General features: G+C 61.7%; 16 protein-coding genes and 2 pseudogenes. 8 read left to right on the top strand and 10 right to left on the bottom strand.

The window, feature by feature from the left end; all coding sequences use genetic code 11:
- Positions 1-4: 4 nt before the first annotated feature.
- The 4 genes from LB535_RS15225 (at position 5) to LB535_RS15210 (ending at position 3,022) form a co-directional block, all read left to right on the top strand.
- Complete coding sequence (locus LB535_RS15225) at positions 5-970, top strand: carbohydrate kinase family protein (RefSeq protein WP_224523639.1); 966 nt, start codon at positions 5-7, stop codon at positions 968-970.
- Positions 967-1,734, top strand: coding sequence for an SDR family NAD(P)-dependent oxidoreductase (locus LB535_RS15220; protein ID WP_140844173.1), 768 nt, complete (start codon positions 967-969; stop codon positions 1,732-1,734). Before LB535_RS15225 ends, LB535_RS15220 begins: the two co-directional genes overlap by 4 nt.
- 218 nt (positions 1,735-1,952) lie before the next feature.
- A complete protein-coding gene (locus LB535_RS15215) occupies positions 1,953-2,816 on the top strand; it encodes a helix-turn-helix transcriptional regulator (protein ID WP_224632790.1) in 864 nt (287 codons plus the stop codon).
- A complete protein-coding gene (locus LB535_RS15210; RefSeq protein ID WP_224632789.1) occupies positions 2,813-3,022 on the top strand; it encodes a helix-turn-helix transcriptional regulator in 210 nt (69 codons plus the stop codon). Before LB535_RS15215 ends, LB535_RS15210 begins: the two co-directional genes overlap by 4 nt.
- A gap of 1,071 nt (positions 3,023-4,093) precedes the next feature.
- Here LB535_RS15210 and LB535_RS15205 read toward each other — a convergent pair.
- The 3 genes and pseudogenes from LB535_RS15205 to LB535_RS15195 form a co-directional block, all read right to left on the bottom strand.
- A pseudogene (locus LB535_RS15205) lies at positions 4,094-4,464 on the bottom strand (IS630 family transposase); the annotation flags it as partial.
- 81 nt (positions 4,465-4,545) lie between these two features.
- Positions 4,546-4,668: pseudogene (locus LB535_RS15200) on the bottom strand (IS481 family transposase); the annotation flags it as partial.
- Positions 4,669-4,805: 137 nt separating this feature from the next.
- The gene (locus LB535_RS15195; protein ID WP_224632788.1) at positions 4,806-5,849 is read right to left on the bottom strand and encodes a class I SAM-dependent methyltransferase; all 1,044 of its coding nucleotides are present in this window, start codon (positions 5,847-5,849) and stop codon (positions 4,806-4,808) included.
- 298 nt (positions 5,850-6,147) lie between these two features.
- On the opposite strand from LB535_RS15195, the gene LB535_RS15190 reads away from it, so the two are divergent.
- Positions 6,148-8,121: a putative bifunctional diguanylate cyclase/phosphodiesterase gene (locus tag LB535_RS15190; protein ID WP_224632893.1), complete on the top strand. Its 1,974-nt coding sequence runs from the start codon at positions 6,148-6,150 to the stop codon at positions 8,119-8,121.
- A gap of 191 nt (positions 8,122-8,312) precedes the next feature.
- Here the strand turns inward: LB535_RS15190 and pqqE are convergent, their stop codons facing one another.
- From pqqE to LB535_RS15155, 7 genes are all read right to left on the bottom strand, one after another.
- Positions 8,313-9,434: a pyrroloquinoline quinone biosynthesis protein PqqE gene (pqqE, locus tag LB535_RS15185; protein ID WP_224632787.1), complete on the bottom strand. Its 1,122-nt coding sequence runs from the start codon at positions 9,432-9,434 to the stop codon at positions 8,313-8,315.
- Complete coding sequence (pqqD, locus tag LB535_RS15180; protein WP_224523261.1) at positions 9,431-9,700, bottom strand: pyrroloquinoline quinone biosynthesis peptide chaperone PqqD; 270 nt, start codon at positions 9,698-9,700, stop codon at positions 9,431-9,433. Before pqqD ends, pqqE begins: the two co-directional genes overlap by 4 nt.
- Before the next feature lie 23 nt (positions 9,701-9,723).
- Positions 9,724-10,482 carry a pyrroloquinoline-quinone synthase PqqC gene (pqqC, locus tag LB535_RS15175; RefSeq protein WP_224632786.1) on the bottom strand — a complete coding sequence of 253 codons (759 nt, stop codon included), beginning with the start codon at positions 10,480-10,482 and terminating at the stop codon, positions 9,724-9,726.
- A complete protein-coding gene (gene pqqB, locus LB535_RS15170; RefSeq protein ID WP_224632785.1) occupies positions 10,479-11,417 on the bottom strand; it encodes a pyrroloquinoline quinone biosynthesis protein PqqB in 939 nt (312 codons plus the stop codon). Before pqqB ends, pqqC begins: the two co-directional genes overlap by 4 nt.
- Before the next feature lie 125 nt (positions 11,418-11,542).
- Positions 11,543-11,638, bottom strand: coding sequence for a pyrroloquinoline quinone precursor peptide PqqA (locus tag LB535_RS15165; RefSeq protein ID WP_108702850.1), 96 nt, complete (start codon positions 11,636-11,638; stop codon positions 11,543-11,545).
- Between the two features lie 59 nt (positions 11,639-11,697).
- On the bottom strand, positions 11,698-12,216 hold the full coding sequence (locus LB535_RS15160) for a ferritin-like domain-containing protein (RefSeq protein ID WP_095768525.1): 519 nt from the start codon (positions 12,214-12,216) through the stop codon (positions 11,698-11,700).
- A 144-nt stretch (positions 12,217-12,360) separates the two neighbouring features.
- Positions 12,361-12,690: a low affinity iron permease family protein gene (locus LB535_RS15155; RefSeq protein WP_224523243.1), complete on the bottom strand. Its 330-nt coding sequence runs from the start codon at positions 12,688-12,690 to the stop codon at positions 12,361-12,363.
- Positions 12,691-12,925: 235 nt separating this feature from the next.
- On the opposite strand from LB535_RS15155, the gene LB535_RS15150 reads away from it, so the two are divergent.
- The 3 genes from LB535_RS15150 to LB535_RS15140 all read left to right on the top strand — a co-directional run bounded on the left by LB535_RS15150 (position 12,926) and on the right by LB535_RS15140 (position 14,982).
- Complete coding sequence (locus tag LB535_RS15150) at positions 12,926-13,252, top strand: hypothetical protein (protein ID WP_224632784.1); 327 nt, start codon at positions 12,926-12,928, stop codon at positions 13,250-13,252.
- A 449-nt stretch (positions 13,253-13,701) separates the two neighbouring features.
- On the top strand, positions 13,702-13,947 hold the full coding sequence (locus LB535_RS15145) for a hypothetical protein (protein ID WP_095768528.1): 246 nt from the start codon (positions 13,702-13,704) through the stop codon (positions 13,945-13,947).
- Between the two features lie 57 nt (positions 13,948-14,004).
- Positions 14,005-14,982, top strand: a complete 978-nt coding sequence (locus LB535_RS15140) for an alpha/beta fold hydrolase (RefSeq protein WP_224632783.1) — start codon at positions 14,005-14,007, stop codon at positions 14,980-14,982.
- The last annotated feature ends 78 nt before the right edge of the window (positions 14,983-15,060 follow it).

Raw genomic sequence — 15,060 nt, 5'->3', positions numbered from 1 at the left:
AGCCATGCCGCAATTCGACGTCAGCTCGATCGGCTTCTACGTCCTCGACATCCTCGGACGGCCGGTCTCGCATATCCCCGAAGGGGGCCGCGCCGACTATATCGAGGAGATCCGTATGACGGTCGCCGGCACGGCGGGCGCGACGGGCATGGACTGCGCCATTCTCGGCCTGAAGACGCGCGCCGTCACCACGCTCGGCACCGACGATATGGGCGACTGGTTCCTCGCCAAGCTCAAGAAATACGGTCTAGAGACGAGCCTTGTCCGCCGCGACGGCAGCGTCCAGACGTCTTCCACCATCCTGCCCGTGCGGCCGAACGGCGAGCGGCCGGCTCTGCATGTGCCCGGCACCGCGACCCTGTTCGAGGTCGCCGATGCCGATCTCGACGCGGCGCTCGACGCGAGCGTCGTCCATGTCGGCGGCACCGGCCTCCTGAAGCGCTTCGACGGCGAGCCGACCGTCAAGCTTTTGAAGCGCGCCAAGAAGCTTGGCCGCGTCACTACCTTCGATCTGATCCAAGCGACGCCGGAGACCTGGAAGCTGGTCGAGCCGTGCCTTCCTTACATCGACTATTTCGTGCCCAGCATCGACGAAGCCGGCGAGATGGCGCATGACCGCGATCCGGCCCGCGTCGCCGCCTTCTTCAAGGCGAGGGGCGTCAAGAACTGCATCCTCACGCTCGGCGCCCACGGTGTGCATGTCTCGCCCGAGCATGGCGAGGATTTCCATCTGCCCGCCTTCGAGGTCGACGTGTTCGACACCACGGGCTGCGGCGATTCCTTCACCGCCGGCATCATCGTCGGCATCGTCAAGGGCTGGGACCTGAGGCAGTCCGCACGCTTTGCCAGCGCCGTCGCCGCCAAGGTGGCGATGGGGCTCGGCTCCGACGGCAAACTCGTTTCGTTCGACGACACGATCGCGGCGATGAACTCGCTCCCGGTCAAGACATCAAAGGTGGAAGCAGCATGACCATTCTCCCCGAAGCCAAGGGCAAGACGGCTCTCGTCACCGGCGCCAGCCGCGGCATCGGCAGGGCGCTCGCCAAGGGGCTCGCCGAAGCGGGCTTCGATGTCGCCATCACCGATCTGCCGTCGCAGGCGGCGGAGCTCGACCTGACCAAGGGCGAGATCGAGGCGGCCGGCCGCAAAGCGTATGTCTACACGATGGACGTCAGCAAGAAGAAGGACATCGAGGCGGCCGCGCAGGCCCTGCTCAAGGCTGCGGGCAGCATCGACGTTCTGGTCAACAATGCCGGTATCCTGAAGCCAAGTCTACTGCAGGATCTCGACGAGGCCAATTGGAATGCGCATTTCGACGTCAATGCCAAGGGCGTGCTGATGATGTGCCAGGCGGTGCTGCCGCATATGCGCGCCAGGAAGTCGGGCAGGGTGATCAACATCGCCTCGATCGCCGGCCGGCAGGGCGTGCCGACGCAGGGCCACTACGCCGCGACCAAGGCGGTGGTGATCACGCTCACCCGCGTGCTGGCGCAGGAGGTCGGCATGGACGGCGTCACCGTCAACGCCATCTGCCCCGGCATCATCCTGACCGAGATGGGCAAGAACAATCTGGGCAGCGAAGCGGCGATCCGCCATTGGGAGGAGGTCGCGGCGCTGAAGCGCCTCGGCGCGCCGGAAGACATCGTCGGACCGGTGCTGTTCTTCGCCTCGGATCTCTCGGCCTTCGTCACCGGCCAGGCGCTCAACGTCGACGGCGGCATCTACTACCACTGACCACTCGCTGAGTTGGCCCACCCGGTCCCCATATCCCCTTCGCCCCGGAACCGTCGAGACTATGCTGTCTGGAAGGTCGGCTTCCTAGTGGCTGTTGCTTCGTTTGATCCGTAGGCCGACTACCGCTCGGCGTCGTTCCTTGAAATTTTCAGGCATTTCTCGCTATCCTGCGGATGTAGGCGCGATACGCGTTCGCAGAGCAAGAAATCGACACGCGAATGTTCACAGAAATTGTCGATGCGCTTTATGAAGCTGCATTCGTAGCGGAAAAATGGCCCGCTGTTCTCGGGCAGATCACCAATGCGTCTGCATCGAAAGGCGGTGCTCTCTTTGTCTTCGCGGATGGCGCGCCCGTTCGTGGAAAGGCCGTCGCAGGGCTGCAGGATCTGATGGACGAATTCCTTGAGGATGAAAGCCTGCGCCTATCCACTGCCGCTGCGCGTATGGGCACCGTTAGGCCCTCGAGCTTTGTGGATGTAGACAGATTCATGACGGCTGACGAGGTGCGGGATGATCCGATACGCGTTCGGTTGCGCGCGCGTGGCCTGGGCGTGAATGCCTGCGCGGCCATCCCGATGCCCACCGGTGAGATGGCGATGTTCGTTTTCCAGCGCGGGCTGGGCGAAGGGGGCTACGACGAGCGCCAACTTGAAGTTCTTGACCGGATGAGGCCTGACATGGCGCGCGCCACCCTCGCGGCCGCGCGGCTCGGCCTTGCGCAGGCGCGCGGCGCCGTCGATGCCTTGGCCAACATCGGGCTTCCGGCCGCCGTTCTCGCCGCCAATGGGCGTGTCCGAGCGACCAACAGCCTGTTTGATCGCGAGAAGTCGCTTTTCCTGCCGACGGCGTTTGGCGGCGTCGCCGTTGCCAATTCTGAGAGCAACCGTCTGTTCCAGTCTGCGCTGCAGGCGAAGCGTGGCGAACTCCTCCCGCGGTCCATCCCTGTGCCGGGCACACCGTCGGCGGTGGTGCATGTCCTTCCGCTCAAACGGACCGCGCATGAGCTTTCGACGGAGGTGATATGCTCGTCGTCGCGACGTGGATCTCGGCAAGCGCCCTCGTCCCGTCCCCGACCATCTTGACGGGCCTGTTCGACCTGACGCCTGCCGAGGTAAATCTTGTGACCGCGTTGGCCAAGGGACATAGCCTCAAGGCGGCGGCAGCCGAAGCAGGCCTGCAATTCTCGACCGTGCGCACCTATCTCAACCGCGTTTTCCGCAAGACCGGTACAAACCAGCAAAGCCAGTTGGTTGCCCTGCTGAAGTCGGCGCACCCCCTTCCGCGCTGACCGGGGCTCCCAAGGGGCCACCCTTCGAACGCAGCCATCACCCTTCCTATCATCATATGATGATAGGCGACCCCCAGTTTTCGGGGCAGTTTCTTCTGCGGTGGCTGATGCTGCCCAGCAGACGAGAGCGACGCCGCAATTCGTCTAGCAAAGCACGGCCCATTGCAGGGGGTATGACGATGCTGGGAAGCGTTGTCCGCGGTTCACAATCTGCCGAGAGCCTGCTCAGCCGGGACGACACTGCCCTGCTTGGCGGCGAGCCAATGGCCGTACTAGCGAACTGCAAAAGGGCGCCAAACAAGCCAGCATGTTCGATGGGACCATCCCCGCCGGATCATCGCGCCGAAACGCGCAGAAGATTAGGATCGAACTCGTCCAAATTCATGGCGCCAATATCCGGTATATTATCATTCAATTTCCCCCGATTAGATCACGGTCTTAGTAACGAGAGCGGCGCTGCAGCTGCTTTCGACCGAATGTCTCCGCTGCGCGCCGTGTTGGCGGTTCCGGTGGTGGGGCTTGTCAGCGCAGCAGTCCACCAATCCCGTTTGTCTTGAGGTATAAGACGATGAGAGCCATGGCCAGCACGAAGGGGATCGTCGCCGTCGCCGTGCTGCTGATCATTGGCGGACTGGGCGCGGCGCTGCCTGCCCGGGCGGCGGACGTGGAAGGCAGTTCCGATCACCCGCTGGTCGGGCGCTACGACGGCTCCGAGATCGTCGGTTACAAGACGACGGAATTCGACGAGGCATACCTCATCGAAGCTCCCTTTTCGCCGACCAGCACCAATGGTGGAACCGGCTTCAAGACCGTCGAGGGCCACGTCACGCTCATCTACTACACACTGCCGCAGGGCCGTTCCACGCTCGAGGTGCTCCGCAATTACGAGGAAGGCCTGAACGCGAAGGGCTTCTCGGAGGTCTTCACCTGCGCCACCAAGAACGGCTCCTGCTTTGAATCCGGCCAACCCGAGGGTGGATATCTTCTGGGCCAGGCTGTCGGCGATCCGCTCAGCCTGCCGAAGCTTTCGGATGACTACGTGCACAATTGGTTCCAGGACGGCGGGCGCTACCTTCTCGCACGGCTCGACCGCCCGGAGGGCGCGGTCTTTTTAAAGCTCAGGCCTTCGCGGCGCAGGAACTGCCACACTGCGTTGTACGAGACCTTGACCCCGCGAGCGGCAACTCATCCTTCAGACCATGCAGCGTCAGATGCGGTGTTTCAGGCAGACGGCCCAAAGCACGGTGCGGCTCCAGCACCCTTTTGCGATGTCCGCCCATCTTGCCAGGCGCAACCGAGCCAGTCGCCTGATGGCGCTGCAACAACTTCACCGCCGTCGAATTCGCAATACCGAACCGTTGGGCGGCCGACCGGCGGCTCTCGCCACCCAAAACCGCCGCCACAACCCGCTCGCGAAGATCATCGGAAAGTGGTCGAACCATCAGATGCTGGCCTCCTATCCAGCCAGAATCTTGAATCACAAATCCGACCGACCGGGAATCCCTTCCGATTCAATCAAGCGATGAAACGCTCTTCTGGTTGATCCCGTAGCGCTTGGCCAGGACCCTCAAGCTCTCTTGACTATGCTGTATCGCTCGACGGACCGCCTCTGTCGTCGTGGCGCTCCCATGAAGAACCTGGCCCATAGCGCATCCTTTGATTCGGAGGACAAGGATGCCCCATCAAAGCCTGGGATCAAACATCTAGCACGACGGTTGTCGGCCAATGATTGTGATGCGGTCCGCCGAAAGTTGTTTTCGCGCCCGCCGCCGGCGTTCGCTGGCTATCCCCGCTTTCCGATGACGCCGTAAAGCACGTTTCGGTTCTCGCCGAAGAACACCTGCGCCTCGACCGTGTTGCGGTCGACGCTCGCATTGATGATGTTCCACATATCGGCCTCAGATCGCAGCAGCAGCACCCAGTCCATAAACGTCTCGCGGTATCCGGCGTCGGGATTGCCGTCGGTGTAGTTCGCGAACAGGAACGTGCCGCCGGGCTTCAGCATCTGCATACATTGTTTGGTGAGTTTCACTGCCACGTTGTGCGCAAGATAGTCGTAAAGGCCGGAGGCATATATAAGATCGAACTTGCCGAGCTTATGGCCCCTAGCGAGCACGGTCCGCACCGAACCGTCGACGGCCTCGACCGCTGTGCCCTGGAATTCGCGCGCGATCAGGCCGACGCTCTGCGGATCCTGATCGAGTGCAACCCAGCGCTTGATACGCCCTTCCGCCAGCGCTACTGAACGATTGGCCTCCCGCAAATGGCCGGCAGCTATTGCCAGAACCTCCGTTTCCGGCCCGTTTCTGGCCGCGATCTCATCGACATAGCGGGTCAGAAGATCGCGCCGCTCCCGTGCTGCGATGCAGGACGGCACATTCTTGGTATGGCTGTAGAGCGCCGCGCCAATCTCCGAGGCGTTCGCCACGCTGTCGGCCACGTGAGGGTCGCAATAGATGTAGTCAAGCAGTTGCGCGTCGCCGGAATAACCCCTGGGCTTGGTGAAAGACCAGCGCGTCAGCGGGTCTTCGAGAAAATACTCCAGGATTGGGTGGTTCTGCGCCACCGGTATTAATGCTTGCCAGACATCGGGGCGAAGCTTGGATCGCAGTCCGTTGAGCGTCGACAGCAGGCGGCCAACAAGCCCGGCCGGGTCCTTGCCTTGTTCGATCTGCTGGCTGGTCGTGTGCAGTATGAGCGCAAGCTCGGCGCGTGCGGTTTCGAACGCTTCGCCATGATGTTCTGGTTTTCGATGTAGATTGCCCGCGATCATCTCGGCTGTAATCAAGCTTTGGCCATCTAAGACAGTTTGCACGCGCCGCTCCATGGTTAACAGGCTGTTAAGGTATTACTTAGAATGCTTCATTTGACAATGTCGCGCCGGGCGCATTTTACCGATATGATTAATGTCCCGTTGACCATTTCGCATCTTTGAGCCTCTCGTAGCTCGGAGTCCGGGTTCCAGTTAATGCAAACTTGGCCTGCACAGGTGCAATGTTCGCGTGGAAACCGTGTCCCAAGGAGTCGACGCGCGTGGGGCAGAAGCTGGAAAGCATCCCGCAACGCAAAACCCCGTTCAGCCGGGGTTTGCGGTGAACTACCGTGTCTCCTCCGCATTGGCCGATATGGCGCATCTGGAACCATACGAACCCCGCGATGAGCCGGGGGCTGGCGAGCTCAGCGTCCTTTATCGTGCGGAAGCCCAAGCGAAACGAAGAACGGAAGCCAGGCCTGGCCTCTGGATGGCAGTCGCTATTTATTTGATGTTTTCGGCAACGGATCTGCTGCTGATACCGGACGTGGCCGCCTATACGATCGTGGCCCGCTTCGTCGTCGGCATAACTGCGCTGCTGATTTTGGAAGAACAGCTTCGCCGCGGGGTCGCGACGCAATGGCTCGATTTGACTTGCGCCGGAGCCATCATTTTCGGCTATATCGGTTGGCTTTGCCCGGCCTTTATCGGCGCCGACAAGGAAAGCGTTGCATACTACATGGTGTTCGGTACGATTTTCATGATGAGCGCCAATCTTTTCTTTACTTTCAGCTTTAAGCTATCGATTGTAACATCAACAATAATAATGTTGATATTGTATGTGGTAAATTATTTTTTGCCGGCTACGTTAACCTACAAGATGGTGTTCGGGACCTTCTACGTGTCGTGCTTTACGTTCACATCATATGTGAACTGGAAGTTGAACAGAGAGCGTTACAACGTCTTCCTGAACGCCCTGGAGGCCAAAATTCAGCACAGGGAGGCCACGGAGCGCGGCAAGGCCCTGCTGCGGCTATCGCGGACGGATCCGCTTACGGGGCTGGAAAACAGGCGGGCGATCGATGAGAAGCTGCGTGACTATTGGAGCGACTGGCAACAGCTCGGCAACGGCTTCGCCGCCATCCTTATCGACGTGGATTTCTTCAAGAAATTCAATGACTGCTACGGCCATCAGGAAGGCGACCGTTGCTTGATCCATGTCGCCAATGCCCTTGGCGATCTCATCAAGCAATATGACGGTTCGATCGGGCGCTACGGAGGCGAGGAATTCATCGTCCTGGTCCGCATGGACAAGAAGGAGCGCGTCGCGGAGCTTGCGGAAGCCATTTGCCACACAGTGGAGAGCCTGGCACTTACCCACGAGCTGCGCCGCGACGGCATCTCGATCGTCACGGCGAGCGTCGGCGCCGCCTTGACCCGAGTGCAGGCTGGCGCCAAGCTGGAGAAGATCATTCACGAGGCCGATCGCGCGCTCTACCTGGCAAAAGCCGGCGGCAGGAACTGCGCCCGGCTGTTCGATCCGACCGATCCCCAGAGCAGCGACGAGAGCGAGAACATCGCGGCTTTGCTGAAAATCGCGATCGGCCAGAATCTCGTCTCGCTCGTTTACCAGCCCATCCAGGATGTCGCCTCGGGCAAGGTCCACGCCGCCGAGGCTTTGATGCGCCTCAAGATGCTGGACGGCACTTTGGTTCCGCCCAGCCTGTTCATTCCCGTGGCGGAAAGAACCGGCGCTATCCTGGAACTCGGGCGGTGGGTGATAAGGTCGGTCTGCACGGAGCTCCTGGCGGGCAACCACATTGGCGTCGTCAGCGTCAACGTCTCGCCGATCCAACTCAAGACGCCCGGTTTCGCAACGTCCGTCGCCAGCATACTGGGCGAGACCGGTGTTGCCGGCAGCAGGCTGGCCTTCGAAGTTACCGAAGGCCTCGAGATGGAGATGCATTCGGACGTTCTGCGCTGCATCAGCGACCTGAAAGTGCTGGGGATCAAGATATGGCTTGACGATTTCGGGACGGGCTTCGCAGGCCTTTCGTGGCTTCGTCTCATCGATTTCGATACGGTCAAAATCGACCGCTCGTTCCTTCACGCCTGCGGCACCCAGACGGGCATGGCGATGCTCCAGGATATTGTCGCCTTGGTCCGAAATCGCGGCCCCAAAATCTTGGTCGAGGGGGTGGAAACCGACGAGCAGATGGCGCTCATGCAGGAGTTCGGCATCGACAAGGTCCAAGGTTACCGTGTCGGCCGCCCTGCCGCCGCCGGAAGTTTCCAGGCAAAACGGACCACCCAGAAACGCGCATTTACCGTGCTAAAGTCCGCGTGACTAGGCAGGCGGCGGCGTTCAGGGTGGGCAAGCGGCTGGTTGCTCGCTACATTGTGCCTGCGTCAGAGGAAAAACCTCGCGTAAAACCCTCATAGAAATCGTTCGCCGATTGCGTGTAGGTGTCTCTGGGTGACGCTTTGTAGGTTGTCTAAATGATCCCGGTATCCGCGCGATCATTCCGCAGACCAATGTCACGCGATTTCATTCACGACTCCTATCCGGCGATAGATGAATGCTTTGTTCTCAGCGGTGTTGGCAACGCTGCGTCGCGTTCCGTCGACCAGCACAGCCATGCGCGCATGTGCCCCTGACTTGATGCACACCGGATCCGTTGCCGCCGCATCGCCGGCGATCGCCATCGCCTGACACCTACAGCCGCCCCAATCGATCTCACGCCGCTCGCAGCTTCGGCACGGCTCCTGCATCCAGTCGGTGCCGCGGAAGGCGCTGAATGCCGGTGAGTCGGCCCAGATTTCGGCGAGCCTGCGGTCTCCGAAGCGCTCGAAGCGCAGCGAGGGAATGGTCTGGGCGGCATGGCACGGCAACACGGTGCCGTCGGGCGCGACCATGAAGGCGTCGCGCGCCCAGCCCCCCATGCATGGCTTGGGATACACGGCAAAATAATCCGGCGTGACAAAATCGATGTTCATGATTCCGGCGAGCCTTTCGCGTGCCGCCGTGACGATGTCCGCCTGCCGGTTGACCGCCGCCAGGTCGGGCATCAGCCTGTCGCGGTTGGCGAGCGCCCAACCGGCATATTGGACGTTCGCGATCTCCAGCCGCTCCGCATCCAAGGAGAGGGCGAGATCGATGAATTCCGGCACTTCCTCGATGTTGTGGCGATGGACCGGCGCATTGATGGTGAGGGGCAGCCCGGCCGCGCGGGCGCGGCGTGCCGTCTCCAGCTTCTTCTCGTGGCTGCCCCGGTGGTTGCCGATACGGTCGGTGGTCGCCGGACGGGCGCCCTGGAAGCTTAGTTGCAGGTGGTCGAGACCGGCTTCGGCAAAGGCCTCGATGCGGCCCTCAGCAATGCCGATGCCGGCGGTGATGAGGTTGGTGTAGACGCCGCGCGCCGAAAGCCCGGCGATCAATTGCTCGAGGTCGCGACGCAGCGTCGGCTCGCCGCCGGAAAGATGCACCTGCAGGACACCGAGATCGGCGGCCTGCGAGAACAGATCGAGCCAGATCTGCGTGTCGAGCTCGTGGTTGGCCTTCAGCAACTCGAGCGGATTGGAGCAATAAGGGCACTGCAGCGGGCAGCGATGCGTCAGTTCCGCCAGCATGCCGATCGGGGGCAGGAGGGGCGCGTTCATAGCTTCACCAAAAGCTTGTCCGACCATTCCTGCAGGAAGGCGATGACGTCGGCCGCCACGTCCTCCGGATCCGCGTCATAGTCGGCCGCAAGATCGGCGATGATGCGCTCGACCGTGGACCGGCCGTCGCAGCGGCGCAGTATGTCGAGACTGATCTCGTTCGGCCAGAATACCTTCTCCGGCGAAAGCACGGCGAACGCCTGCCGCACGGGATCGTACTGGATGCGCACATGCCTGGGCAGCGATGGCGCCGACCGCAACGACACGATGGCTCTTTCCCGTAGTGCCGTCATGAGGCCGCCGCCGGGCGGAAGGCGCCGGGCGGTATGTTTCCCGGCGCGCCGTAAGCATGCTGGAGCGCATCGAGCATGGCCCAGAGTATGTCGCATTTGAACACCAGCGCATCGATCGCCTGCTGCTGGCGTTCGGCCGTGTCGGCATGGGCCAGCACATAGGCGAGGGCGAAGTCGGCGTCGCGCGATGCCTGTTTGGGCCGCCGGCTGAAATAGGCCAGCGTATCCTCGGTGATGTAGTCGTATCTGGCCAGCATCGCCGGCACCCGCTCGCCAATGATCGTCGGCGAGAACATCTCGGTCAGCGATGACGCGACCGCCTCGAGCAGCGTATGGTTCGTGCAGAAGGAAAGATAGGCGCCGACGGCGAAACGGGTCGCCGGCAGGGCCAGCTTTTCGCCCTTGACGGCTTCGGCATCGAGCCCAAGAGAGCTCGCCAGGTGCAGCCAGCGCGCGATGCCGCCGCTCCAGCCGTCATCACCGTCATGGTCTTCGATGCGCTTGCGCCAGGCGGCGCGAAACGCCGGATCCTCGGCACGCGCCAGGATCATGGCGTCCTTGCGCGGAATGACGGCCTGATAGCAATAACGGTTCAGCGCCCAGGCCTGCATTTCGACCTTCGACAAGGCGCCGCCGGTCATCCTGTGATGGAAAGGATGGCGGTTATGATAGCGCTCGTCGCCGACCTGCCGCAGCACGGCCTCGAGCTCGTTCTTGGACAGTCCGCCTCGGGCCGCGTCGTGGAAATCGCTCACAATTCAAGCTCCATGCCATCGCTGGCGACTTCCCAGCCAGCCGCCTTGACCGCCGCGTGTTCGGCGGAATTCTCGTCCAGAACAGGATTGGTGTTGTTGATGTGGATGAAGATACGGCGACCGATCTTCACATCAGCGAGGCCGGCGATCGAACCTGCTTCTCCGGACATTGCGATGTGCCCCATGCGCGCGCCGGTTTTCTGGCCGACGCCGGCCGTGATCATCTCGTCGTCCGTGTAGACGGTGCCGTCGAACAGAAGGCAGGCAGCACCGGCCAGGCGCGCGCGCAGCGCGGCATGGATGCGCGCGCAGCCCGGAACGTAGAAAACCGCGGCACGACCGCCGTTCTCGCTGATGCGGACGCCGATCGTGTCGCCGGTGTCCGAGCTGAAATCGGCGGCGGGATCGCCTCTTTGCTCGAGGTAGAGCGCTATTTTGCCCGGCACCGGAAAGCTGCGGACGATCACGCCGGTCGGGTGGCCGTCCGCGCCGCAGATTGCCATTTCCTGTGTCGGCGCCAAGAGACGCCGTGGCACGATCGCCGGATCAAGGACATTGAAGATCGAATTGGCCGCCAGTGTCGCGAGCACCTGCGCGGTCGCATAGATCGCGAAAGGCTGCCGCTCACGCAGGCTGAGCAGGCCGGCGACATGGTCCACGTCGGCATTGGTCAGCACCACCGCGCGGATAGGCGTCGAGCGCAGCGGTGCGTCGGCCGCGGGCTGAAGCTCGGGCGCTTGCGCAATCTGCTGGCGGATATCGGGCGACGCGTTGAAGAGGACCCAACCTGTCCCGTCCGCCGATACGGCGATGGAGGATTGGGTTCGCGAACGCACGCCGGGCATGCCCGCGCGGGCCGCGCGGCTCAGGCGGTAATTGCAATTCCACTGCGGAAAGCCGCCTCCCGCCGCCGATCCGACGATCTTCACGCGCATGGCAATGCATGCCCAGCGGGCCAACTGACCGGCGCCACTTTTACGGCTGCGGTCGATTGCGTCCGCGTCTTCTGATATCGCAAAGAATTGCATGCCCCGTTGAGCAGGGCATGCAAATTCACGGGCTACTTTTTCGGCCGGATTTCAGCAGGCAGATATCGCGATATCTCGAAGCCCGCCGCCACCTGACACATGGTTGGTTTCTTCCAGGTCTTCTTCATCGAGTTCTCCTTCTGCAACCATAAGATCGACGGCCGTTAGGGCCAAGTGGTCCACTTTGCTAGGCCGCCTGCAAAGCACGTTGATTGGCGTCGCTCTCGCCAAGAGCGTTGAGCGCCTCGTCGGTTGCCGATTCTTCCTTCAACGTTTGTCGGAGCAGCGGAAGAGCATCCTTGAGACCGAGCTGTTCGGCCCATGCGATCAGCGTGCCGTAGCGTGCGATTTCATAATGCTCGACCGCTTGCGCGGCGCCAACCAGCCCTGCGTCAAGCGCCGGCTCGTCCTTGTACTCTTCGAGGATTTCCGAGCCCTCCTCGATGATTCCGTCGATAGCAGGGCAGGTCTTGCCCCTGGCCGGCTTGCCGAGCATGTCGAAGACTTGTTCCAGGCGGTCCACCTGGTCTTCAGTTTCCTTGAGGTGCTTTTCGAAAGCGGCGCTTATCTTTTCGGACTGTGCTGCTTTCGCCAGCTTTGGCAAAGCCTTCAGGATCTTTTTTTCAGCGTAATAAATGTCTTTTAGTCCGTCCAGGAACAGGCTTTCCAAGCCGTTCGAGGTCGCGGACGAAGCTTTTTTCGGCATCTTAGGTCCTCCTTGGGTGTAGGGATGCGCCTGCGGCACTCTTCCTAATCCGCCCGGGGACCCGAAGTTCCGACAAGAGTGTCATCATCGCTGGCGCCGTGCTCACAACGACTTAGCTCCGAAGGCAGTCCGGTTGAGGAGACGTCAACTTCCGCCTCGTCCGACATCGCGCATCCGCTCGATTTCCTCCGGCTCTTTGTCGTCCATTCCGGCGATCTCGTTGCGAGCCTTGGCGTTCGCCTTGATCAGCTCATCGAGTTTCGCCTGCAATGCTTGGGTGTCGCGATGCTCGGCCCTTTGAATAAACAGCGTCATTGCCCAGGTGATCAGCGTCGCGGCGCCGTGCCAGTCAAGTGTCTCCCGCTCGAAGACGTACCAAGCAAGAGTGTAGCCGCCCAAAATCAAAAAGGCCGCCGGTCGGGACGTCAGTGTGCCGACTTTGGTCAGCGCTTCTCGAAGCTGCAATGTTGCCATGCCTGCGAACGGCTGAGCGCAATCCGGGTTCCCGCTGGATACGTTGGGCTGGAACCTAGCTCGAGGCGGGAACGTCCCCTCGTTTCAAGCGCTCTCGCCGTGGAAAGCCATCGAGTGTCTCCCCAGAGTGTTCAAGCTCCCCACCGTGCAGCGATCCGTCCATTCCCCGCCGTTTCGGATTTGCGGAACATCGGCGTCCCCGTCCAGTTATCTCGCGTCGAGGAGGAGGTGCTCCATGAACGCGACAAAGGAATTCCTGCGAAGCTGGCTGGCAGAGAATGTCGGCAACTTGCCGACCGACACCGAGATCAGCGTTGCGATGCTGGCGCAGCAATTCGAGCAAGACGCCGATGCCGCCGGCTACGGTCGCGAGGTGCGCGAGCAGGAGGTGGGCAACATTGAGGACGCCATCCAACGTGCACTAGACAAAGCCGGCGAGGAAAACAGAGGGTCGGAATCCAGTGCTGATCACGAGAATTCGCTGGCGCCTGTCATCGATGCCCTGGAAGATGTCGAGCCTGAACAGGATGATGCCGAGGGCTCCGGCAAGCCGGCTGTCTAGTCTAGCGGTTCTCCTTGGTCAGCGTCGAAATTACCGCGTCCAGAACCGTCTTTGGGCAAGTCTCTCCTTCGCGCAGCGCTTCGAACAGGGAGGTCACCAAGCTTTCCAGCGTTCCGCCGTGATCCTTCGACAGTTTCGAAGCTGCCTGCGTTAGCGCTTCGAATTCCAAAGACTAAGTTGAGAGTGGCGCGTCATGGTTCCTTCGTCGCGAGGCGGACGCAGGACGCGACCGGACGCTCGCCGCACTTGTAGAAGTGCAGCGGTTCAGCCTCAACCACATTTGCTGCAAGAGGCTGGTGCTTCTCCCGGCTGCGGAGCAGTAACGAGGCCGATCCCACGCCCCACGGAACAAAGGCCGGCCACAGAGGTTTGGCCGGCTTCCAACCTGCCCGGAAGTCAGCAGACATCCGAAGTCAGCAGACATCCGATGAAAGCGGAGAAGGTGCTCAATGACGAAGCCCCGCCAAAACGACGATCCCGCGCGATCAACCCCAAGCAGCGATCGGACCGGCCAGCAAACAGGAGCGGACAGGGATTCGCCGCAGGAAGATCCGGTTGAAGGCTCGCGCAAGATTGTGGATCGCGAGCTCGCCCGGCAAAAGCCGTCGGCCGGGGCTGATAAGAAGGAGGCCGAGCAGAGCCTGCGCGACCAAGTCGAGGAAGAGACCGAGCTGCCTCAGAAAGGGTCGGCCTGATAGCGAGCAGGGCGGCTGTAAAGTCGCCTGCTCCGCCACACCGCCTGATTTCCAACGATGACGGCAAAGTTCAGGAAGAACCTGCTTCTGTTGCTTGCGGCGGCAGCGGTTGGCTTGTCCCTGTACAATGGCCAGCTTGCGCGACGGGCGTTGGCCGCACGTCCGCTCGGGCGCTTCATCCATCTCCGGGGAACGAAGCTGCATTTCCTGGAGGCGGGCAATGGGCAACCGCTTCTGCTGTTGCACGGCAATGGCGCCTCGGCGGAAGACTTCACGACAAGCGGCATCTTCGGCAGAGCCGCCGCCAGATATCGCGTACTTGCCTTCGACAGGCCCGGCTTCGGCATGAGTCCACGCCCGGCCGGCAGACCTTGGACCGCAGCTGCCCAGGCCGACGTCATCGATGCCGCGGTCGCGAAACTCGGCATCGGGCGCTACATGGTTGTCGGCCATTCCTGGGGTGCAGCGGTGGCGCTCGAGATGGCGCGCCGGCATCGCCGGTCGGTAGCTGGCGTCGTTGTCGTCGCCGGCTATCATTACCCGTCGCCGAGACTGGCCCTTGCCATTTCTGCGCTGCCGGCGGTTCCACTGCTCGGGACGGTGCTGCGCCACGCTTTGCTGCCTTCGCTGGTCAGGCTGAACTGGCATTGGGCGATGAAGCAGATTTTTCATCCGGCAACGGTCGCGATGCCTTTTGCGGCGATGACAAGAGGATTGGCGAGCCGGCCCTCGCAGCTGCGCTCCATATCCGCTGAACCCTTTCTGATGCTGGCATCGGCACTCTTCCCAAATCGCCGATATGCCGACATCGCCGTCCCTGTCGGGATAATTGCCGGCGCGGGCGACCAGCTGTTCGATGCCAAGGCCGAGGCAGTGCGCCTGCAATCCGAGATAAGCCAGGCGCTGGTCGATATCGTGCCGGACGCCGGGCACATGGTGCATCAAAGCAGGCCTGAGGCGGTCCTAGCCATGATCGATAAGATTGCGGCACTTACCAGCGTCGGTGACAGGGCGGAGCCAAGCCGGTCGGTCTGATTGAGTCCGAGCTCCACGGAACAATGTCATGGCCGAGGTTCGGCTCGCTCCCAACGGAGAACCAGCCATGCACCCTGC

Source organism: Mesorhizobium sp. CA10 (genome assembly GCF_020165285.1).
GTDB lineage: Bacteria > Pseudomonadota > Alphaproteobacteria > Rhizobiales > Rhizobiaceae > Mesorhizobium.
This window is presented reverse-complemented; position numbering and strand designations above follow the sequence as displayed.

Bases quoted from the DNA above. Each gene is read 5' to 3' on its own strand.
- LB535_RS15225 (WP_224523639.1), top strand. From the start codon at position 5: ATGCCGCAATTCGACGTCAGCTCGATCGGCTTCTACGTCCTCGACATC.
- LB535_RS15220 (WP_140844173.1), top strand. From the start codon at position 967: ATGACCATTCTCCCCGAAGCCAAGGGCAAGACGGCTCTCGTCACCGGC.
- LB535_RS15215 (WP_224632790.1), top strand. From the start codon at position 1,953: ATGTTCACAGAAATTGTCGATGCGCTTTATGAAGCTGCATTCGTAGCG.
- LB535_RS15195 (WP_224632788.1), bottom strand. From the start codon at position 5,849: ATGGAGCGGCGCGTGCAAACTGTCTTAGATGGCCAAAGCTTGATTACA.
- LB535_RS15190 (WP_224632893.1), top strand. From the start codon at position 6,148: ATGGCGCATCTGGAACCATACGAACCCCGCGATGAGCCGGGGGCTGGC.
- pqqE (WP_224632787.1), bottom strand. From the start codon at position 9,434: ATGAACGCGCCCCTCCTGCCCCCGATCGGCATGCTGGCGGAACTGACG.
- pqqB (WP_224632785.1), bottom strand. From the start codon at position 11,417: ATGCGCGTGAAGATCGTCGGATCGGCGGCGGGAGGCGGCTTTCCGCAG.
- LB535_RS15165 (WP_108702850.1), bottom strand. From the start codon at position 11,638: ATGAAGAAGACCTGGAAGAAACCAACCATGTGTCAGGTGGCGGCGGGC.
- LB535_RS15160 (WP_095768525.1), bottom strand. From the start codon at position 12,216: ATGCCGAAAAAAGCTTCGTCCGCGACCTCGAACGGCTTGGAAAGCCTG.
- LB535_RS15155 (WP_224523243.1), bottom strand. From the start codon at position 12,690: ATGGCAACATTGCAGCTTCGAGAAGCGCTGACCAAAGTCGGCACACTG.
- LB535_RS15150 (WP_224632784.1), top strand. From the start codon at position 12,926: ATGAACGCGACAAAGGAATTCCTGCGAAGCTGGCTGGCAGAGAATGTC.
- LB535_RS15145 (WP_095768528.1), top strand. From the start codon at position 13,702: ATGACGAAGCCCCGCCAAAACGACGATCCCGCGCGATCAACCCCAAGC.
- LB535_RS15140 (WP_224632783.1), top strand. From the start codon at position 14,005: ATGACGGCAAAGTTCAGGAAGAACCTGCTTCTGTTGCTTGCGGCGGCA.